This is a genomic window from Flavonifractor sp. An112 (assembly GCF_904377885.1).
GTDB lineage: Bacteria > Bacillota > Clostridia > Oscillospirales > Oscillospiraceae > Flavonifractor > Flavonifractor avicola.
This window is the reverse complement of the sequence record NZ_CAJFGT010000045.1, coordinates 1-21,573: the sequence shown is the minus strand read 5'-3', so window position 1 is coordinate 21,573 and position 21,573 is coordinate 1. Positions and strand designations below refer to the sequence as shown.

The following is a 21,573-nucleotide window of genomic DNA, read 5'->3' as shown; positions in this document are numbered from 1 at the left end:
CGGCGACGTGCAGGGCAAGAAGGTCATCCTCTTTGACGACATGGTGGACACCGCCGGCTCCCTGTGCGGCGCGGCCCAGGCCCTGGTGGAGCTGGGCGGTGCGGTGGACGTCATCGCCTGCGCCAGCCACGGCGTACTCTCCGGCCCCGCTGTGGAGCGCATCGAGAAGAGCGTCATCAAGGAGCTGTACTTCCTGGATACCGTCCCCGCCAAGGAGGGCGTGAACTGCGACAAGATCAAGTATCTGTCCGTGGCCCATATGTTTGCCGAGGCCATCGAGCGCATCTATGAGGAAGTTTCCGTCTCCAAGCTGTTTGTGTAATCAAATCTGACCATACCATCAGGTAGGGCGGGGGCTTGCCCCCGCCTTTGCCTGTTTAAGGAGCCATTATGTTTTTCAACAAAAATCGATCCTCCGGCGTGGAGTGGCTGGTGGTGGGCCTGGGCAATCCCGGGGACAAGTACGAGAACACCCGGCACAACGTGGGCTTTCTCACCATCGACCACATCGCCGGGGAGCAGCGGGTGCCGGTGCAGAAGCTGAAGTACCGGGCCCTCACCAACACGGTGGAGCTGGGGGGCGCCAAGGTGCTGCTCATGAAGCCGGTGACTTATATGAACCTGTCCGGCGAGGCGGTGGGGGAGGCCGCCCGGTTCTACAAGATCCCCGCCGACCATGTGCTGGTCATCTCCGACGACGTGTCCCTGCCCATGGGCAAGCTGCGCATCCGCAAGGGAGGCTCTGCCGGTGGCCACAACGGCCTGAAGAATATCATTCAGCACCTGGGCACCGATCAGTTCCCTCGGGTGAAGGTGGGTGTGGGGGAGAAGCCCCATCCCGATTACGACATGGCCGACTGGGTGCTCTCCAAGTTTGTGGGGGAGGATCTCAAGACCATCACCGCCGCCATTGAGAAGGCGGGCAAGGCGGTGGAGTGCCTCATTGCCGAAGGTCCCGATAAGGCCATGAACAAGTTCAACGGCTGAGGAAAATATGATTACTTTTCGTAAAATTGATCAAAGCAATTACATGGACTGCATCTGTCTGAAGGTGAGAGAGGACCAGACTGGCTTTGTGGCAGATAATGCCCGCTCTTTGGTGGAGGCCCGGTTTGAAGAGGGTCTGTATACCCGGGCCGTCTATTCCGACGACACTATGGTGGGCTTTGTCCTGTTTGATTATGACCCCGAAATTCCGGGCTGGTGCATGAGCCGGTTTATGATCGGCGCACAGTATCAGGGGCAAGGACTGGGCAAAGAGGCAGTGCTCCGCTTCCTGGACTTTATGAGAGAAGAGATGAAGGTGGGGGAGCTCTATCTTCATGTGGAATTGGAAAATACGGCGGCCTATCAGCTGTACGAAAAGCTGGGCTTTCAAACCGTGGGAGAGATTCAGTATACCTTTGACGGAACCACCTACCGGGAGCGGCGCATGATGCGCCGGCTGTGAACCTGTGGGCCGCTGTTGCCAAATCGTAACTTGCAATTCCCACCGGGGATGCTAGGATAAAAGGAGCGGGCGCGCCCGCTCCTTTTTCACAGGGGGGCGCGACGGATTTGGGAGGTGATCTCCATGGCGGGACGCAGGCTGTTTTGTCAGTGTGGTCCGGTGTGCTACCGGATCTCCCTGTGGAAAGAGGGGGCGCGCAAGGCCCTGGCTGACCGGCGGGGTGGGGTACATTGGTCCACCTGGCGGTGCGAGGAGGAGCTGCCCGTGCTCCTCAAGGGGCATCGCTCCCCGGTGCTCCGGCGGCTGACCGGAGTGGATATGGACCTACAGCGCAGCAAGCGGACCAATCTGGCCCTGGCCGCCGCCTGCATCGACGGGGTGGTGGTGGCGCCGGGGGAGAGCTTCTCCTTCTGGCGCCTGGTGGGCAAGCCTTCCGCCCGGAAGGGCTACCAGGACGGACTCACCATCGCCAGCGGGACCCTGGGCCGGGCGGTGGGGGGCGGACTGTGCCAGCTGGCCAACCTGATCCACTACCTGGTGCTCCACAGCCCCCTGACCGTCACCGAGCTGCACCACCACTCGGACGCCCTCTTTCCCGACGACCGCCGCCGGGTGCCCTTCGGCACCGGCACCTCCATCTTTTATCCCCATGTGGATTACCGCTTCCGCAACGACACCGATCAGCCTGTCCAGCTGCGGGTGTGGCTGGATGAGGACGACCTGTGCGGCGAGCTGCGGGGGACGGCCCTCTTCCCCCTGCGCTACCGGCTGCGGGAGGAGGGGAGCGGTTATGTCCGGGAGGGAGAGGAATACTACCGGGTAAGTCAGGTCTACCGCATTACCTGCGACCGGGCCACCGGTGCGGAAGTGGGCCGGGAGCTGCTGCTGGACAACCACTCCAAAGTGCTCTTTGATCCTGCCCTCATCCCGGCGGATCAGATGTTACCGCGCTGAAAGGAGTCCGCTATGCTGCTGGAACGAATCAAGGCCCACAGTGAATCTCTGGGGGACCGGCCAGCCCTGACGGCGGGGGAAGAAGTGGTCCGCTGGGGAGAACTGTGGCCCATGGCCTATGGCCTGGCGGCCAAACTGAGGGCGGAAGGCACCGGCCCGGTGGCCCTTGTGGGGGACCCGGGTGAGGTTTGGGTGCCGGTGGCCTTTGTGGCCTGCCTGCTGGCGGGGCGGCCCTATCTGCCCCTGGACCCTCTGCTGCCCCCGGCGGGACAGCGGGAACTGCTGGAGCAGGCGGGTGCGGTTCTGCTGGACCGGCAGAGGGCGGAGGAGGGCTTTTCCTCCGGATTGTCCTGCCCGCTCCCCGATGACCCGCACCGCATCGCCTATGAGATCTTTACCTCGGGCAGCACCGGAAAGCCCAAGCTGGTGGAGGTGAGCCTGAGCAATCTGGAGCACTTCCTTCAATGGGCCTCCGCCCTGCCCGATATTGCCGCCATCCTGGGCGGGACGGCGGTGGGCCAGGCTGCCTGGTCCTTCGACCTGTCGGTGGCCGACCTCTATCTGTCCCTGCTGGGGGGCGGCACCCACGTGGCCCTCACCCCAGGGGAAAAGGAGGACTTTCCCGCTCTGTTCCGCCGGCTGGAGGCCAGCGGCCTGTCTCTGCTGGTGGCCACCCCCTCCTTTTTGCGTCTCTGCCTGACCGAGCCCTCCTTCGGTCCCGACCGGCTGCCCCGTCTGCGGACGGTCTTTTCCTGCGGAGAGGTATTGCCCCCCGCCGCCGCCCGGCGGCTGCTGGAGCGGTTTCCCGGGGTGGCTCTCCTCAACGCCTACGGTCCCACCGAGGCCACCTGCGCCGTATGTGCTGTTCCTATTTCCCGGGAGATGTGCGGCGGGCCTCTGCCCATCGGCACAGTTGGGGAGGGGGCTGTGGATATCTCTCTGGAGGAAGGGGAGATTATCCTCACCGGAGCCAGTGTTTCTCCACGGTTTGGGGGCAAATATTCCACAGGGGACCTGGGTTATGTGGAAAACGGCCTGCTCTACTGGGCGGGGCGGCGGGATTTGCAGCTGAAGTACAAGGGGTACCGGCTGGAGCCCGCCCGCATTGAGGGGGAACTGGAGGCTCTGCCCCAGGTGGAGCGGGCGGCGGTGCTCCCCCGGCGGGATGGGGCGGGACAGGTGAAGGGCCTGACCGCCTTTGTGGAGGGGACCGGGCTGGAGCCCGAGAAACTGGCTCAGGCCCTGGCGGACCGGCTGCCCCCCTACCAGATCCCCGGCCAGTGGCGGCTGCTGGACCGGCTGCCCCTGACCCCCAACGGAAAATGCGACCGGAAACGGCTGGAGGAGATGTTATGATGATGGGTGACGATGTGATCCGGGATCTGCTGGTGCAGGTCTGCGGTACCAAGGACGCCCTCCGCCCCGGAGCCGACCTGCTGGAGGAGGGCATCCTGGACTCCCTGGCCATGATCGACCTGCTGGAGGGGCTGGAGGATCTGGGCATCCAGATTCAGCCCACCCGGGTGCCCAGGGATGCCTTCCGTACGGTGGAGGGCATTCTGGCCCTCTGCCGCCAGGCGGAGAGTGCCGCCCCCTGAGGCGGGCCCCTGCACCGGGGTAAGGTGCGCTTATAACTTCCAAATTTTTCTATATCTTCGAGGTGTACCATGAAACAACTGCTGTCCGCGCTGAAGGATATCCCGGAATATTGTGCCCTGACGGCGGCCATTGACAACGGGGCCTGCCCGGTGGCCTTCTCCGGCTTGTCGGCGGTCCACCGGGCCCACTTTGCCGCCGGGCTCCACCAGGAGCTGGAGCGGCCGGTGGTGGTGGTGTGCGCCGACGAGGGGGAGGCCCAGCGGATGGAGAAGGATCTGGCCGCTCTCTCCGGGGAAAAGGTGGCCACCCTGTCCGCCCGGGAGTTCACCTTCCACAACGCGGCGGTGGTGTCCCGGCAGTATGAGCACCGGCGTCTGTCTGTCCTGCGTGCTCTGGCGGCGGGGGAGTGCCCCCTGCTGGTGTGTACGGTGGAGTCTCTCCTTCAGCGCACCATCCCCAAGACCCTGCTCACCCAGGCGGCCCAGGTGGTGCGGATGGGGGAGGCCCATGACCTGAACGAGCTCACCGACACCCTCACCGCCGCCGGGTACGCCCGGTGCCAGCAGGTGGAGGGCGTGGGCCAGTTCGCCCTGCGAGGAGGTATTCTGGACTTCTTTTCGCCCGCCCACCAGAAGCCGGTGCGTGTGGAGTTCTTCGGGGACGAAGTGGACGCCATGGGCTTCTTTGACCCGGACACCCAGCGGCGCATCCAGAACATCAGCGAGGCGGAGATTTTGCCCGCTGCCGAGGTGCTGCCCCAGTTCACCCCCGGCGGCTGGGCGGGGCTGCTGGAGGGCCTGGACAAGCTGATCGCCCGTACCCGCAAGCGTAAGGGGTCGGAAAAGCTGGTCCAGACCCTGGAGGAGGACAAGGAGCGGCTGGACGCCGGTACCTCCTTCCCGGCCATGGACCGGTATGTAAGCCTCATCTACCCCCAGATGGCCACGGCGGCCGACTACCTGCCGGAGGACGCGGTAGTGATTTTCAGCGAGAGCGGCCGGGTGGCCGAGCGGGGGAAGAACTACCTGTGGCAGCTGGGGGAGGACGCCAAGTCCCTGATGGAGCGGGGCGAGCTGGCGGGGGATCTGGCCGACTTTGCCCGTACCCCCGAGGAACTGTGGCAGGTGCTGGAGGAGTGGCCGGTGTGCTACCTGGACGCCTTCGCCGCCTCCACCTATCCCCGGCGGCCCCGGACGGTGCTCAACCTGCTGGCCAAGCAGCTGCCCTCCTACGGCGCCAGTCTGGAGACCGCCGTCTCCGACCTGGCCCATTACGTCTCCGAGGGCTTCCGCACCGTGGTGCTGGTGAGCAGCCAGCAGCGGGCCCTCAACCTCCAGGCCCTGCTGCGGGAGCAGAAGATGACCACCGCCGTGGACTTTGAGCTTCACGACCTGCCCGGCTACGGCAAAGCGGTCATTGCCGTGGGGGGCGTCACCGCCGGTATGGAGTACCCGGTGGGGCGGCTGGCGGTGCTCACCGAGGGCCAGTCCGCCCTGGGCAAGCGCCGCCGGAGCAAGCCCGCCACCAACCGGCAGAAGCTGAAATCCTATGCCGACCTGTCCCCCGGGGACCTGGTGGTCCACGAGCACCACGGTGTGGGCCGGTTCGTGGAGATGACCAAGAAAGTGGTGGACGGCATTGAGAAGGACTATGTAAAGATCGCCTATGCCGGCACCGACATTCTGTACGTCCCCGCCACCCAGCTGGACCTGGTGAGCAAGTATATCGGCGGCGGCGAGGACGCCAACGAGAAGCGCAAGCTGTCCAAGCTGGGGGGCGGCGACTGGGAGCGGGCCAAGTCCAAGGCCAAGAAGGCGGTGAAGGACCTGGCCAAGGGCTTAATCCAGCTGTACGCCCAGCGGCAGCGGCAGCCCGGCTTTGCCTTCTCCCCCGACTCGGAGTGGATGCACGAATTTGAGGAGCAGTTCGAGTACGCCGAGACCGACGACCAGCTGCGGTGCATCGCCGAGATCAAGCGGGACATGGAGACCGCCCGGCCCATGGATCGGCTGCTGTGCGGCGACGTGGGCTACGGCAAGACCGAGGTGGCCTTCCGGGCCATTATGAAGTGCGTGCTGGACGGCAAGCAGGCCGCCATTCTGGTGCCCACCACCGTGCTGGCCCGGCAGCACTACCTGTCGGCCAAGCAGCGCTTTGCCAAGTACCCGGTGGAGATCGACGTAGTGAGCCGGTTCCGCACCGCCGCCCAGATGAAGGAGACCCTGCGGCGGCTGGAAGCCGGGCAGATCGACCTTTTGATCGGCACCCACCGGCTCTTCCAGAAGGACGTAAAATTCAAGGACCTGGGACTGCTGGTCATCGACGAGGAGCAGCGCTTCGGCGTCCAGCACAAGGAGCGGCTCAAGGAGCTGTCCAAGCAGGTGGACGTGCTTACCCTGTCGGCCACCCCTATTCCCCGCACCCTGAATATGGCCCTCTCGGGCATCCGGGATATGTCCACCCTGGAGGAGCCCCCCATGGACCGCCAGCCGGTGCAGACCTATGTGCTGGAGCACGACTGGGGGGTGCTGATGGATGCCGCCCGCCGGGAGCTGGAGCGGGGCGGCCAGGTGTACTACCTCCACAACCGGGTGGATACCATCACCCGCACCGCCGCCCGCATCAAGGAGATTCTGGGGGAGGACGTGGAGGTGGCAGTGGCCCACGGCAAAATGAGCCAGGAGGAGCTCAACGAGGTCATGACCCGCATGAGCGAGGGCGAGGTGGATGTGCTGGTGTGCACCACCATCATCGAGACCGGCATTGACATCGCCAACGCCAACACCCTCATCATCGAGGACGCGGACAAGATGGGCCTGGCCCAGCTCCACCAGATCAGAGGCCGGGTGGGCCGGTCCACCCGCCGGGCCTTCGCCTATCTCACCTACCGGCAGGGGAAGGTGCTCACCGAGGTGGCCTCCAAGCGGCTGGGGGCCATCCGGGAGTTTGCCGAGTTCGGCTCCGGCTTCAAGATTGCCATGCGTGACTTGGAGATCCGGGGGGCGGGCAACATCCTGGGCCCGGAGCAGTCCGGCTTCATGCTCAGCGTGGGCTACGATATGTACCTGCGGCTGCTGGAGGAGGCGGTGCTGGAGGAGCGGGGCGAGCCCATCCCCAAGCGCACCGAGTGCGCCGCCGACCTCAGTGTGGCGGCCTCCATCCCCGACCGGTACGTCCCCTCCCCGGAGGAGCGGATGGACCTGTACCGGCGCATTGCCGCCATCCGCACCGAGGCCGACGCCGACGACGTGACCGACGAGCTCATCGACCGCTACGGCGACCCGCCCCGGACGGTGAACAACCTGATCTCGGTGGCTCTGCTGCGGGCGGCTGCCGCCGAGAATGGGGTGGTGCAGATCCGCCAGCAGGGAGGCGGCCTGCAATTCTACCTGGACGGCTTTGACCTCCAGCGGGTGAGCGCCCTGTGCGCTCTGGAGCACTACCGGGGGCGGCTGCTCTTCTCCGCCGGAGAGAAGCCCTACCTGGCCCTGCGGCTCAAGAAGGGGGAGGACCCCCTGAAGTGGGGCCGGAAGGTAATGGGGGACTACGGCAAGACCGGGGCGCAAAGCCCGGCAGACCAACCGTAAAACAGGCAGAAGGGGCCCGGCGCATTGCGCCGGGCCCCTTCTGTATAGGGAAAGAAAGATGGGATCGGGATCAGAAGCCGACGATGTTCAGATACACGTCCACAGTGCCGGACACCACATAGGGATTGCCGTCGGCATCGTTGGCGTACCAGAAATTCTCCTCCATGGGGAAGTCCGGGTTGGAGGAACCGGCAGTGGCGTATACCGGGATGGAGATCTTCACCCAGCCGTCGGTGGCCTGGGTAAAGGTGCCGGTCAGGTACTTGTCGGCCCAGCGGTAGCCGTCCTCATTCTCCTGGACCTCGTAGTCCAGGGACAGGCCGTACTCCGCCAGGGCGTCCAGGGCCTCCTGGGTGCCGATGGGGGAGGAGCCGGGGATCTCCCGGTCGGCGGTCAGGTCGTCGGCGGTGTAGAAGATGCCGTCAAAGAAGGAGTTGATGCCGGCCCGGTCCACGCGATCGCCCACCTTGCCCCAGAGGATGACGGGAGCCACCGCAAATTCATCAGGCTCCATGAACTGGAAGTGGAGGGTGCGGGTGACGGCCTCGCCGTTTCTGGGGGTGACGGTAAAGGTGACGTCGGTCTCAGCCACGCCCTGGCACTCGCCCTCCAGGTGGTCGCCCACCAGGGTGATGCCGTCGGGCAGCTGGCCGGACACCTGCTTGACGGTAAAGCTGCTGTTCTGCTGCTCCTCGGGCAGCCACCAGCGGAACTCGTAGCCCACGCCGTTGTACCAGGTCTGCGGGTTGCCGCTTTCGTCGGTGTAGGTCTCGGGAGCGTAGGAGAGCACATACTCCACCTGGTCGGGGTCATAGGGGGGCAGCACCGACTGGATGACGGCGGTCTGGGTGGAGGCGTCGTAGCTGACGGCCTTGCCAAAGGCCTCACTGATGGCACGGATGGGCACATAGGTGGTGCCGTTGTAGGCAAATACATCCACTTCCTTGCCGTTGACGTCGGTGGGCACAAAGGCCTCGCCGTCGATGGACAGCTTCATGCCGGGATTGACGGCGATGTTGACCAGATTACCGGCGGCCAGGGCGGCGGTGCCGGTGCCCAGCACCAGGGTCAGCGCCAGGGCGGCAATGCGGGTCTTTTTCTTCATAGAGACACTTCCTTTCGTAAACTGCGGGTCTGAACTGCCCGTTTTTGGGAGTTGAAACCAGCATACCACAGTACTGTGCAAAAGTGGTGTGCATAACAGCACACTTGCGTTGGAACCGGTACTAGGGTTAACCCAGCAGGCTGACCCGGCCGGGGCAGGCCGCTTCCGCCGCCACCGTCATGGACTGGGGCACCAGCACCGTATTGAGCCGGGGCAGGGCGGACAGGGGGGAAAAGTCGGGGAGGGCGGGGCCGTTGAAGCAGAAGGTCTCCAGCAGTTTGGCTTCTGCCAGGGGGGAGAGGTCGGTGACGTTGGAGCTGAACAGCCCCAGGTTGCGCAGCCGGGGCAGGTCTCCCGCGCCTTCCAGGGAGTTCTGTCCGGCGTGGAGACGCAGGTCCACCACCGGGCAGCCCGCCAGAATGGACAGGTCCTCACAGGGCAGCAGGCCCATGTTGAGAATGGGCAGCTGGTCCCGCTCCACCAGGGCGGACACCGCCTCCTCCGGCGGCCCCCACAGACTGAGCTCCTCCAGCAGGGGCAGGGTACCCAGTACCGACCAGTCTCCGTCGGACACCGTCCGCCAGCCCAGGGACAGACGGACCAGAGGTAGTCCGGACAGGGGGGCCAGGCTGTCCAGGGGGGTGAGCTGGCCGCTGTCGCCCACTCCGTCCAGATTCAGGTCCCGCAGCCTGGTGAGCCCCGCCAGCGGGGGCAGGTCGGAGGGGGTGTTGCCCCCCAGCCACAGGGTGCTCAGGCTGGTGAGGGAGGAGAGGGGAGACAGGTCCTCAATGGAGTTGTCGCACAGCACCAGGGTGGTGATGGGCAGCCCCTCCAGGGGGGACAGGTCGGAGATCTGCTGCCGGCACAGCCATACTTCCTTCAGGTTGGGCATACTGGCCAGCAAGGACAGGTCGGACACATCTCCCCGGGAGGTATCGCCAGTCATATCATTCATATAATAGGAGTAGGACGAGGGGTCCTCCAGCACCTCATTGCCCAGCAGAGCCAGCCGCTCCACCTGCTCCAGGTCGCTGTAGGTGACCTCCCCGTCGGGGCGGTCCAGCTCCTCCCGCACCGCCAGCTCCAGGCAGTAGGAGGAAAATTCCACCGGCTGGGACCCCTGCATTCGGGGAAGAGCCACAGCTCCGGCGGCCCCCAGACACAGGGCCAGGGCACAGACCGCCGCTAAGAGTTTGCGCTGCCTCCCGCGGGCCTTGCCGCCCAGCCCGTCCTTCAGTGCTGCGGCGGTGGGGTAGCGGTCTTCGGGACTGAAGGCAGTGCATTTGCGCAGGACCCCCTTCAGCTGCCGGGATACCGGAGCCGCCTCCAGACTGTCCCGGTCGTAGGAGCCGGTGAGGGTCCAAATCAGGGTGGCGCCCAGGGCGTACAGGTCGGTGCGCTCGTCGGTCTGGGCAAAGCCGTATTGCTCGGGGGCGGCGGTGACCGAGCTGCCCATAATGCGGGTGTCGCTGTCCCGGTGGGGCTTGTACTGTCGGGCGATGCCGAAGTCAATGAGCCCCACATCTCCGTCGGGTCCTATGATGATGTTGTCCGGCTTGATATCCCGGTGGATGATGGGCGGGTCCATCCGGTGGAGCTGGTCCAGCAGGGATAAAAGCTTCAGCCCCATCTGACGGCAGCTTGCCTCGTCACAGGGGCCGGTGCGGTCCAGATAACGGGTCAGAGACTGCCCGGGCAGGTAGCTGCGGACCAGATAGACGGTCTCTTCCTGCCGGAAGCAGTCAGCGGCCAAAGGCACACGGCCCGCCAGAGCGGGGTAGAGCTGAGTGAGCAGCCGGAACTCCTCCTCCAGGTCCTCGCCCCCCTCCCGGGCAATCTTGAGCACATAGGGAGCCTCGTCGCACCGGCGGCGGAGGAGCCACACGCTGCGGCTTTCCCGCTCCGCCAGACAGGCCTCCGGCCGGTAGACCAGAGCAATGCGGTCAGGCAGGGCCAGACTGTCCACCACCTGCCGGTAATGATTGCGGAATTCCTCGGTGCGGCTCACAGAAGCCCCCCTTCTCCCAGAGAGAGGAGCAGCTCGTCGGTCTCCTCCAGGGTTAGGTGGTGGGTCAGGCCGTAGAGCACCGCCGCGTCAAACCGGCTGCGGGGATAGAGGGAGGCCTTGCCGCAGCGGGTGAGCAGCTTCTGGGTCTCCTCCTCCCCCAGGTCCAGGGCCAGAGCCAGCCGAAGCAAAAAGGTGCGGGTGGGAGGACGGGTGCCGTTAAAGAGCTGGTAGCCGTAGGACCGCTCCAGATAGCAGGCCCGGATGGCGTCCTTCACCAGCCAGCCCCGCCGCTCCAGCAGGTTGCACAGATAAAAAGTGAAGTCCGGCGGCGTAAAAGCGCCCCCCGCCAGCATGGCGGGATCCGAGGACGAGCGGATGGCATTGCGCAGTTCATCCGTGGTTTTCACAGCGCCCCTCCTTTCTTTATGGGATAGAAACAATTTACAAAAAGGTAACTGTCATCCATTATACTACCCGGTCGGGGACTTGGAAAGAGTGTATCATAGTTTCTCCACCGGCAGGTGTGCAGAATTGCACACTTTTTGCATAAAGAGAATAAGATCCGCGATCTGGAACAGAAAAGGGTAGATCATGCAATTTGTTCACAATTTACTCTTTTTTCTTTTCAGGGGTTATGCTATACTAGGAAACTGAATCAATGTCAACAGCCGCGTTTTGCGCTGTGGAAGATCAGAAAGGTGAAACAATCACATGGGACTGTTGAAAAAGCTGTTCGGCACCAGCTCCGCCAAGGAGCTCAAGGCCATCAAACCCATCGTGGACAAGATCGAGGCCCTGGACGAGGAGTACTCCAAGCTCACCGATGAGCAGCTCAAGGCCAAGACTCCTGAATTTAAAGAGCGTCTGGCCAATGGCGAGACCCTGGACGATATCCTGCCCGAAGCCTTTGCCGCCTGCCGGGAGGCGGCCTGGCGTGTGCTGGGTATGAAGCCCTACCGGGTGCAGCTCATCGGCGGCATCATCCTCCATCAGGGCCGTATCGCCGAGATGAAGACCGGCGAAGGCAAGACCCTGGTGGCCACCCTGCCCGCCTACCTCAACGCCCTGGCCGGCGAGGGTGTCCACATCGTCACCGTCAACGACTACCTGGCCAAGCGTGACTCTGAGTGGATGGGCAAGGTCTACCGCTTCATGGGCCTCACCGTGGGTCTGGTGATCCACGACATCCAGCCCAAGGACCGCAAGGCCTCCTACGCCGCCGACATCACCTACGGCACCAACAACGAGTTCGGCTTCGACTACCTGCGGGACAATATGTGCATCTACGCCACCGAGATGGTGCAGCGGGGCCACGCCTTTGCCATCGTGGACGAGGTGGACTCCATCCTCATCGACGAGGCCCGTACCCCCCTCATCATTTCCGGCCAGGGTGACAAGTCCACCCAGCTGTACACCATTGTGGACGCCTTCGTGGCCCGCCTGAAGGGCCAGCGGGTGGCCAAGGTGGACACCAAGGAGGAAGAGGACCCGGACGTGGACGCCGACTACATCGTGGATGAGAAGGCCCGCACCGTCACCCTCACCGCCCGTGGCATTGCCAAGGCCGAGCAGCAGTTCCAGATCGAGAACCTGGCCGACCCGGAGAACACCACTCTGTCCCACCACATCAACCAGGCCATCAAGGCCCGGGGCCTGATGAAGCGGGACATCGACTATGTGGTGAAGGACGGCGAGGTCATCATCGTGGATGAGTTCACCGGCCGCCTCATGTACGGCCGCCGCTACAACGAGGGTCTCCATCAGGCCATCGAGGCCAAGGAGGGGGTCACCGTGGCCCGGGAGTCCAAGACCCTGGCCACCATCACCTTCCAGAACTACTTCCGCCTGTATCACAAGCTGTCCGGCATGACCGGTACCGCCATGACCGAGGAGGAGGAGTTCGGCACCATCTACTCCCTGGACATTGTGGAGATCCCCACCAACAAGCCCCTGGCCCGCATCGACAACCCCGATGTGGTGTACAAGACCGAGGCCGGCAAATACCGGGCCATCATCAAGCAGATCGAGGAGTGCCACGCCAAGGGCCAGCCCGTGCTGGTGGGCACCATCTCCATCGAGAAGTCGGAGCAGATCTCCGAGATGCTCAAGCGCAAGGGCATACGCCACAACGTGCTGAACGCCAAGTTCCACGAGAAGGAAGCCGAGATCGTGGCTCAGGCCGGCAAGCTGGGCGCCGTCACCGTGGCCACCAACATGGCCGGCCGTGGTACCGATATTCTGCTGGGCGGCAACGCCGAGTTCCTGGCCAAGGCCGAACTGCGGAAGGCCGGACTGTCCGACGAGCTCATCGCCGAGTCCACCGGCTTTGCCGATACCGACAACCAGGAGATCCTGGAGGCCCGCCGGATGTTTACCGAGGCGGAGGCCAAGTATAAGGACGAGATCAAGGAGGAGGCCGAGAAGGTCCGTGCCGCCGGCGGCCTGTTCATTCTGGGCACCGAGCGCCACGAGTCCCGCCGCATTGACAATCAGCTGCGGGGCCGTGCCGGCCGTCAGGGTGACCCCGGCGAGAGCCGGTTCTTCCTCTCCCTCCAGGACGACATCATGCGTCTGTTCGGCTCCGAGCGGGTCATGGGCATGATGGACCGGCTGGGTGTGGACGAGGACACCCCCCTGGACTCCAAGATGCTGTCCAACGTCATTGAGAACGCCCAGAAGCAGGTGGAGTCCCGGAACTTCCAGACCCGTAAGACGGTGCTGGAGTACGACGACGTGATGAACACCCAGCGCCAGGTCATCTACGAGCAGCGCCGGAAGGTGCTGGACGGCGAGAACCTGAAGGAGGCCGTTCAGACCATGCTGTCCACCGTCATCTCCAACGAGGTGGCGGCCCACATGGGCGAGCAGAAGCACATGGACGCCGAGAACTGGCGGGAGGTGTGCGCCCAGTTCAGAGGGCTGTTCCTCACCCCCGAGGACTACAAGTTCGACGACGAGGAGCTGCAGAAGTACGACGCCTCCCAGCTGGAGGAGCTGCTGCTGGAGAAGGCCACCGAGGTCTACAGCAAGAAGGAAGCTGAGCTGGGCGAGCCCCTCATGCGTGAGCTGGAGCGGGTGATGATGCTCCGGGTGGTGGACGAGTACTGGATGGACAACATCGACGCCATGCAGGAGCTGCGTCAGGGCATCGGCCTGCGGGCTTACGGCCAGAACGACCCTGTGGTGGAGTACAAGCGCGAGGGCTACGAGATGTTCGAGCGCATGATCGCCGCCATCCAGGAGGAGACCCTCCGCCGGATCTTCCTGGCCCGGGTGCAGGTGGGCTCCACCGTCAAGCGCGAGCGGGTGGCCAAGGTCACCGGCGAGAGCGCCGGCGCCGACGGCACCGTAAAGAAGCAGCCCGTCAAGAAGGGCAAGAAGCCCGGCCGCAACGATCCCTGCCCCTGCGGCAGCGGCAAGAAGTACAAGAAGTGCTGCGGGATGCACGAAGAGGACTGAGGACCGTCCAGGGGGTATCCCAAAAGTGAAGTGTGGCTGCGCTGGACTTCTATCGGAGGCGCCCCCGGCGCCTCCGACCCCCTGGATACAAAACCGCCGCGCCGCCTTGCGGCACAACGGTTTTGATACCCCCGGTTTCGCGCCCCGCGGCGCGGGTCGTGGTGTTTTTCCGAAAAATGAATTTCCGGAAAAACGGATTTCGATTTCCGGATGGAGGACTCCATGAACATCATCGAACACAACAAAAATGGCCTGCTCTATCTGTCCTGCGACGGCTTTGAGGCCGCCGGCGGAGTGGCCCACGGCTTTTCCACCCGGCTGGGCGGGGTGTCGGAGGGGAAGTTTGCCTCCCTCAACCTGAGCATGAACCGGGGAGACGAGCCGGACAAAGTGGCGGAGAATTACCGCCGCTTCTGCGCCGCCATCGGCGCCGATGTGAAGGGTGTGGTGTGCGCCAGCCAGGTCCACGGGGACACGGTGCGCTCCGTCACCACCGCCGACCTGGGCATTGCCCTGGATGAGCCGGAGCCCTGGCAGGCCGACGGCCTGGTCACCGACATCCCCGGCGTGGTGCTCACCGTCTTTACCGCCGACTGCCTGCCCATTCTGCTCTACGACCCGGTGCGCCGGGTGGTGGGGGCGGTCCACGCCGGTTGGCGGGGCACTGCTCTGGGTATCGCCGCCAAGGCGGTGGAGCGGATGGTGGACTGCTATGGCTGCGACCGGCTGGATATTCTGGCCGCCATCGGCCCCGGCATCTCCAAGTGCTGCTTTGAGACCCACGAGGACGTGCCCAACGCTATGACCGAGGCCATGGGGGCCTCCGCCCTCCACTGCATCCAGGTGCTGCCCACCGGCAAGTTCCATGTGGACCTGAAGGCTCTCAACGCCAAGCGGCTGGAGAACGCCGGTCTGGACCCCGAGCACATCGCCGTGTCCGGCGACTGTACCGCCTGCCTGCCGGAGAAATACTGGTCTCACCGGGTTACCAAGGGCGAACGGGGCAGCCAGGCGGCAATGATCGCAATCATCTAGGGGGTATCCAAAAGCGGGATGTGGCTCCGCTGGATTTCCATCGGAGGCGCCCCCGGCGCCTCCGACCCCCTAGATACGAGCCTGCGTGCCGACGAAACGCCGGCGACTTGGCTCGATACCCCCGGTTTCGCGCTCGTGGCGCGGGTCGGGGTGTCTTTCCGGGAAGTGAATTCCCGGAAAGACATTTTTTATACCGCAAACAGACAAGGAGGGGCTGCCCTTGAACAAACGAACACGACGGATTCTGGCTGCTCTGGGGGCCGCCCTCTGCCTGGTCCTGGCGGGCTGTACCGGCGGGCCGGAGCCGGAGGTTACCCCTACGCCGGGACCCACCGTCTCCGCCGCCCCAACCTCTGAGACGGCGGAATTTACCCTGGCCTGCTACCCTCAGGCCGGATTCCACCCCATCACCGGCGGCAACCGCACCAACCTGTCTCTGGGTGGGCTGATGTATGAGGGCCTGTTTGCCCTGGATCAGCAGTTTGAGGTCAGTCAGGTGCTGTGTTCCGGTTATACCGCCTCGGAGGATGGGCTGACCTGGACCTTCACCCTGCGCTCCGGCGTCACCTTTTCCGACGGCAGCCCCCTCACCTCGGCGGAGGTGGTTTCCTCTCTGGAGACCGCCCGCACCAGCGCCCTTTACTCCGCCCGGTTTACCGACATTGGCGCCATCACGGCGGGAGAGGGAACGGTGACCATGACCCTGACCCGGGCCAACGGGTCCCTGCCAGCCCTGCTGGACATCCCCATCGTCAAGGAGACCGGCGGCACCCCGCTGGGCACCGGGCCCTATGTGCTCACCGGCAGCGGCAACGACCTGTCCCTCACCGCCAACGGAAGCTGGTGGCAGGGGGAGAAGCTGCCGGTGGACACCATTCCTCTCCAGGCCATTCAGGAGGCAGACGATTTGATCCACGCCTTCGACACCAAGGAGATCTCCCTGGTGTCCACCGACCTGACCGCCACCAATGCCCTGGGCTTCTCCGGCTCCTTTGATACCCTGGATTATCCCACCTCCACCATGGTGTATGTGGGTTTCAACACCGTCAGCGGCCCCTGCGCCGACGCGGGGGTGCGGAAGGCCCTGCTGCGGGCCTTTGACCGGGAGTCGGTATCCACCGCCATCTTCTCCCGCCACGCTCAGCCTGCCGCCCTGCCGGTCCACCCCGGCAGCGCCCTCTACCATGAGGATCAGGCCTCCGCCCTCAGTTACTCCTCCCAGGCGGTGGCCGAGGCCCTCACCGCCGCGGGCTGGACTGCCACCGACAGCGGCTGGGTCAACGGACGGCAGACCCTCAGCCTGGAGCTGGTAGTGTCCGCCGAAAATCAGGACCGGGTGGCGGCAGCTCAGCATCTGGTCAACGGCCTCAACGATCTGGGCATCCGGGCCACCCTCACCAAGCTGGACTGGGACGCCTATGTCTCCGCCCTCCAGAGCGGCAAGTTCGACCTTTACCTGGGGGAAGTGCGGCTCACCGCCGACTTTGACCTCACCCCCCTCATCACCGCCGGAGGGACCCTCAACTACGGGGGCTACAGCGACGCCCAGGCCACCCAGCTGCTCCAGACCTACCGGGCCACCAACGGCCAGAGCCGGGACCTCAGCGCCCGGCAGCTATACGCCCGGCTGGCGGAGGAGCCCCCCTTCGCGGTGATCTGCTTCAAAAACTGGTCGGTGCTCAGCCAGTGGAACGCCGTCTCCAACATGACCCCCACCCAACAGAATCTGTTCTTCCAGTTTGCCTACTGGGAGATCGGCCAATGAGCCACGGCGGCCCCCGCAGTACGCGGGGGCCGCTTTTTTGCTTGTCCGCCCCGCCAGGTTTCCCCCATTTCCGGGGGACAGGCCTGCTATACTGTATCCAAAAGCTGGAAAACAAACAGGCGAGGAGCGGTCACCATGACACAGTGGTATGCGTGCAGCGCCAAGCAGGCGCTGGAGGAATTGAGGAGCAATCAGGGCGGGCTGACCGGGGCGGAGGCCGCCCGGCGGCTGGTGTCCCACGGACCCAACAGGCTGGCGCGCAAGAAGGACAAGTCCTTTCCGGCCCGGCTGCTGGGGCAGCTGAAGGACCCCATGATTTTGGTGCTGCTGGTAGCGGCGGCCCTGTCCCTGTGGGCCAGCGGGGGAGAGGATTGGCTGGACGCCGCCATCATTCTGGGCATCGTGGCGGTCAACGCCATCATCTCCCTGTCCCAGGAGGACAGCGCCCGCAAGGCTCTGGAGGCATTGAGCAAAATGTCCGCCCCGGCGGCCCACGCCCTGCGGGACGGGGTGCTCACCCGGGTGGAGGCGGACAGGCTGGTGCCCGGCGATGTGATCCGGCTGGAGGCGGGGGACCTGGTGCCCGCCGACTGCCGCATCCTGGAGGCCGCCGGACTCCAGGCCGACGAGTCCGCCATGACCGGCGAGTCCGCCCCGGTGAGCAAGGGGGCCCTGGGGCCCCTGCCTCCCGACACCCCCCTGGCAGAGCGGCGCAATATGCTCCTCTCCGCCACGGTGGTCACCCGGGGCCGGGCCACATGCCTGGTAGCCGCCACCGGAATGGATACGGAGGTGGGTCATATCGCCGGTCTCTTGATGGATAAGGGGGAAAGTGAAACACCTTTACAGAAGAAAATGGGGGAGATTTCCAAGACATTATCCTTCCTGTGCCTGTGCGTGTGCGCGGTGATGTTCGGGGTGGGGCTGCTCCAGGGGCGGAATCTGCTGGAAATGTTCCTCACCGCCGTATCTCTGGCGGTGGCCGCCATCCCTGAGGGCCTGCCCGCCATTATTTCCATTGTGCTGGCCCTGGGGGTGAGCCGCATGGCCAAGCGGCGGGCCATTGTAAAAAAGCTGCCGGCGGTGGAAACTTTGGGGTGCGCCGGGGTGATCTGCTCCGACAAAACGGGTACCCTGACCCAGAACAAAATGACGGTGGTGGATATCTGGACGCCCTCCCAGGGGGAGCGGGATCTGGCCCTCACCATCGGGGCCCTGTGCGGCGATGCCGAGCTGAATTGGAAGGGGAAGAGCCCGGTGTGTACCGGCGATCCCACCGAGGCCGCCCTGGTGGAGGCGGCAGCACGGGCTGGACTGGATAAGAATAAATTAGGGGAGGAATGGCCCAGAAAAGGGGAGATTCCCTTTGATTCGGAACGAAAACTCATGACCACCGTACATAGCAGGCCGGGCGGGGGATACCGGGTGATGGTGAAAGGCGCTCCCGATGTGCTGGCCCGGCGGTGTCGGTTGGCCGAGAGCGCCCTGCGGCGGATCACCAGCCGCAACGAGGCCATGGCGGGCAAGGCTTTGCGGGTGTTGGGGGTGGCCTACAAGGATGTGGAGGTACAGCCCCGCAGCCTGGACAGCGACAGCCTGGAGCAGGGCCTCACCTTTGTGGGACTGCTGGGCATGATGGACCCGCCCCGGCCGGAGGTGAAACGGGCGGTGGACCAGTGCTACAAGGCGGGGGTACGGCCGGTGATGATCACCGGCGACCACAAGCTCACCGCCGTGGCGGTGGCCAAAGAGCTGGGCATCTGCCGGGATGGGGACCGGGCCCTCACCGGCGAGGACCTGGATTTTCTGCCCCAGCCCGCCCTGGAGGAGGAAGTGGACAAATTCGCGGTATACGCCCGGGTATCTCCAGAACATAAATTACGGATTGTAAAGGCCTGGCAGGCCAGGGGGAAGGTGGTGGCCATGACCGGAGACGGCACTAATGACGCCCCCGCCCTCAAGGCCGCCGACATCGGCTGCGCCATGGGCAAGGGAGGCACCGACGTGGCCCGTGGGGCGGCGGACATGATCCTCACCGACGACAACTTCGCTACCATCGTCTCGGCGGTGGAGGAGGGGAGAGGCATCTACGCCAACATCAAAAAGGCCATCCACTACCTGCTCTCCTGCAACATCGGCGAGATTCTGACCATCGCCCTGGCCACCCTGTTCCGGTTTCCGGAGATGCCCCTGGCCCCGGTCCAGCTGCTGTGGCTCAATCTGGTCACCGACTCCCTGCCCGCTCTGGCCCTGGGGGTGGAGCCGGTGGAGCCGGGGGTGATGGACCGGCCGCCCCGGCAGGCGGGGGAGTCCCTCTTTGCCCACGGCTTTGCCTTCCGGCTGGCCTGGCAGGGGGTAATGGTGGGGGCCCTTACCCTGGCGGCCTATGTGCTGGGGGCCTGGGTGCTGCCGGGCTGCTCCCTGGCGGCGGGCAACACCATGGCCTTCGCTACCCTGACCCTGTGCCAGCTCTTCCACGCCTTTGACGTGCGCAGTGAGGAGGCGTCCCTCCTTCGGCTGGGGGTGACCTCCAACCCGGCTATGAACAAAGCCTTCCTCATCGGCCTTGCCATGCAGCTGGCGGTGCTGCTGGTGCCCCCGCTGCAAACGGTATTCTCTACCGTGTCCCTGTCCCCCCGGGCCTGGGGGGTGGTGGCCGGTTTGGCGGTAACGCCGGTGGTGGTGTGCGAGGCGGCCAAGGCCTTCCGCCGCAGCCACAAGCCGGGCAAGCGGGTGAGCGCCGCCAAGGCGGCGGCGGGCCGGTAGCGCAAAAAAATCAAAATTACCCCTTGACAAAGAGAAAACGGGGCGGTATACTATGCCAAACTAAATCATCAAACCGATGAGAAAGAGGAGTAGTCCGGTATCAAGGCCTCACAGAGAGCCGCGGGTGGTGGGATCGCGGCAGGCGGCGTCCGGGTGAATGGACTTTTGAGGGCTTTGCGAAAGGGAAACCGAGTAGCGCGACGGGGACTCCACCCGTTATCAGGGGAGCGTGTGCTGGCAGGCACGCGAAAGTGAGCGGGCGCATTGTTTGAATGCGTCAATCCGGGTGGCACCGCAGAGGTTTTTATCACGCCTTTGTCCCAGAGAATCTTTGGGACGAGGGCGTTTTTTCATGCCTGCCTTGCAGAAAAAATTCATGCCCTCTCCCGCAAAACCAGACTTGAAGGAGTGCATGAACATGACCAAGATCCCTCACCGCCTGTACCTCACCGAAGACCAGATGCCACAGCGTTGGTTCAACCTGCGCTCCGCCATGGCAGAGCAGCCCGACCCTATGCTTCACCCCGCCACCCTCCAGCCCCTGGGGGTGGACGATCTGGCCCCCATCTTCTGCACCGAGCTTGCCAAGCAGGAGCTGGACGGCACTACCGAGTTTATCGGCATCCCGGAGGAGATCCAGGAGGTCTACAAAATGTACCGGCCTTCGCCTCTGATCCGGGCCTACAACCTGGAGCGCGCCCTGGGCACCCCGGCCAGGATCTACTACAAGTTTGAGGGCAACAACACCTCCGGGTCCCACAAGCTCAACTCCGCCGTGGCTCAGGCTTACTACGCCAAGATGCAGGGCCTCACTGGCGTCACCACCGAGACGGGAGCCGGCCAGTGGGGCACCGCCCTCAGCGAGGCCTGTTCCTACTTCGGGCTGACCTGCGACGTGTTTATGGTAAAGTGCTCCTACGAGCAGAAGCCCTTCCGCAAGGCGGTGATGGGGGTGTTTGACGCCGACGTGACCCCGTCCCCCTCCAACCTCACCGAGGTAGGCCGCAAGATCCTGGCGGAGAACCCGGGCACCACCGGCAGCCTGGGCTGCGCCATCTCCGAGGCGGTGGAGGCCGCCCTCAACAGCGGCGGCACCAAGCGCTATGTGCTGGGCAGCGTGCTCAACCAGGTGCTCCTCCACCAGTCCATCATCGGCCTGGAGTCCAAGATCGCCATGGAGCAGCTGGGGGAGTACCCCGACGTGGTGGTGGGCTGCGCCGGCGGCGGCTCCAACCTGGGGGGCCTCATCGCCCCCTTCATGGCCGACAAGCTGAAGGGCGTGAAGAACCCCCGCATCGTGGCGGTGGAGCCCGCCTCCTGCCCCTCCCTCACCCGGGGCAAGTACGCCTACGATTTCTGTGACACCGGCAGGGTGACCCCTCTGGCCCGGATGTATACCCTGGGCTGCGGCTTCATCCCCTCCGCCAACCACGCCGGGGGCCTGCGCTACCACGGCATGAGCCCCGTCCTCTCCAAGCTGTACCACGACGGGCACATGGAGGCGGTGGCCTACGAGCAGACCCGCGTCTTTGAGGCGGCGGTGCTCTTCGCCAAGCAGGAGACTATCCTGCCCGCCCCCGAGTCCGCCCATGCCATCAAGGGAGCCATCGACGAGGCCCTCAAGTGTAAGGAGAGCGGCGAGGAAAAGACCATCCTCTTCGGCCTCACGGGCACCGGCTACTTCGATATGACCGCCTATGAGAACTACCTCACCGGCAAGATGACCGACTATATTCCCACCGACGAGGATCTGCAAAAGGGCTTTGACTCCCTGCCTGACATTCCTCAAAATAAAGGGATCTGACCGGACGGGCCAGCTGCAAGAAACTTGCAGCTGGCCCGTTT

The 21,573-nt window shown here is 64.5% G+C and carries 15 protein-coding genes; 12 read left to right on the top strand and 3 right to left on the bottom strand.

The annotated features are described in order from the left end of the window. From prs to mfd, 7 genes are all read left to right on the top strand, one after another. On the top strand, positions 1-322 hold a 322-nt coding region (prs, locus tag IHN22_RS08185; RefSeq protein ID WP_191434687.1), incomplete at its 5' end, for a ribose-phosphate diphosphokinase. Between the two features lie 68 nt (positions 323-390). Continuing rightward, the gene (gene pth / locus IHN22_RS08180) at positions 391-987 is read left to right on the top strand and encodes an aminoacyl-tRNA hydrolase (protein ID WP_191434685.1); all 597 of its coding nucleotides are present in this window, start codon (positions 391-393) and stop codon (positions 985-987) included. A 7-nt stretch (positions 988-994) separates the two neighbouring features. After that, positions 995-1,450: a GNAT family N-acetyltransferase gene (locus IHN22_RS08175; protein ID WP_191434683.1), complete on the top strand. Its 456-nt coding sequence runs from the start codon at positions 995-997 to the stop codon at positions 1,448-1,450. A 123-nt stretch (positions 1,451-1,573) separates the two neighbouring features. After that, positions 1,574-2,404 carry a VanW family protein gene (locus IHN22_RS08170; RefSeq protein WP_191434682.1) on the top strand — a complete coding sequence of 277 codons (831 nt, stop codon included), beginning with the start codon at positions 1,574-1,576 and terminating at the stop codon, positions 2,402-2,404. 12 nt (positions 2,405-2,416) lie between these two features. Next, on the top strand, positions 2,417-3,760 hold the full coding sequence (locus IHN22_RS08165) for an AMP-binding protein (RefSeq protein ID WP_191434680.1): 1,344 nt from the start codon (positions 2,417-2,419) through the stop codon (positions 3,758-3,760). After that, positions 3,757-4,002: a phosphopantetheine-binding protein gene (locus IHN22_RS08160; protein ID WP_300986020.1), complete on the top strand. Its 246-nt coding sequence runs from the start codon at positions 3,757-3,759 to the stop codon at positions 4,000-4,002. The genes IHN22_RS08165 and IHN22_RS08160 overlap by 4 nt, the downstream gene beginning before the upstream one ends. Before the next feature lie 69 nt (positions 4,003-4,071). After that, the gene (mfd, locus tag IHN22_RS08155) at positions 4,072-7,590 is read left to right on the top strand and encodes a transcription-repair coupling factor (protein WP_191434678.1); all 3,519 of its coding nucleotides are present in this window, start codon (positions 4,072-4,074) and stop codon (positions 7,588-7,590) included. A 70-nt stretch (positions 7,591-7,660) separates the two neighbouring features. Here mfd and IHN22_RS08150 read toward each other — a convergent pair whose 3' ends face one another. From IHN22_RS08150 to IHN22_RS08140, 3 genes are all read right to left on the bottom strand, one after another. Next, positions 7,661-8,695, bottom strand: a complete 1,035-nt coding sequence (locus tag IHN22_RS08150; protein WP_191434677.1) for a stalk domain-containing protein — start codon at positions 8,693-8,695, stop codon at positions 7,661-7,663. Between the two features lie 127 nt (positions 8,696-8,822). Then, positions 8,823-10,703 carry a serine/threonine protein kinase gene (locus IHN22_RS08145; protein WP_191434675.1) on the bottom strand — a complete coding sequence of 627 codons (1,881 nt, stop codon included), beginning with the start codon at positions 10,701-10,703 and terminating at the stop codon, positions 8,823-8,825. After that, positions 10,700-11,110 (bottom strand): XRE family transcriptional regulator, encoded by a 411-nt coding sequence (locus tag IHN22_RS08140; RefSeq protein WP_191434674.1) that lies wholly within the window; start codon positions 11,108-11,110, stop codon positions 10,700-10,702. Before IHN22_RS08140 ends, IHN22_RS08145 begins: the two co-directional genes overlap by 4 nt. Positions 11,111-11,414: 304 nt before the next feature. Here IHN22_RS08140 and secA point away from each other — a divergent pair, with 304 nt between their 5' ends. The 5 genes from secA (at position 11,415) to IHN22_RS08115 (ending at position 21,532) form a co-directional block, all read left to right on the top strand. Further along, the gene (gene secA / locus IHN22_RS08135; RefSeq protein WP_191434672.1) at positions 11,415-14,162 is read left to right on the top strand and encodes a preprotein translocase subunit SecA; all 2,748 of its coding nucleotides are present in this window, start codon (positions 11,415-11,417) and stop codon (positions 14,160-14,162) included. 222 nt (positions 14,163-14,384) lie between these two features. Continuing rightward, on the top strand, positions 14,385-15,197 hold the full coding sequence (pgeF, locus tag IHN22_RS08130) for a peptidoglycan editing factor PgeF (RefSeq protein ID WP_191434671.1): 813 nt from the start codon (positions 14,385-14,387) through the stop codon (positions 15,195-15,197). A gap of 220 nt (positions 15,198-15,417) precedes the next feature. After that, positions 15,418-16,962 (top strand): ABC transporter substrate-binding protein, encoded by a 1,545-nt coding sequence (locus IHN22_RS08125; RefSeq protein ID WP_191434669.1) that lies wholly within the window; start codon positions 15,418-15,420, stop codon positions 16,960-16,962. 135 nt (positions 16,963-17,097) lie between these two features. Beyond that, entirely contained in the window at positions 17,098-19,728 is a 2,631-nt protein-coding gene (locus IHN22_RS08120; protein WP_191434667.1) for a cation-translocating P-type ATPase, read from the top strand. 418 nt (positions 19,729-20,146) lie between these two features. Further along, positions 20,147-21,532 (top strand): TrpB-like pyridoxal phosphate-dependent enzyme, encoded by a 1,386-nt coding sequence (locus IHN22_RS08115; protein ID WP_191434665.1) that lies wholly within the window; start codon positions 20,147-20,149, stop codon positions 21,530-21,532. The last annotated feature ends 41 nt before the right edge of the window (positions 21,533-21,573 follow it).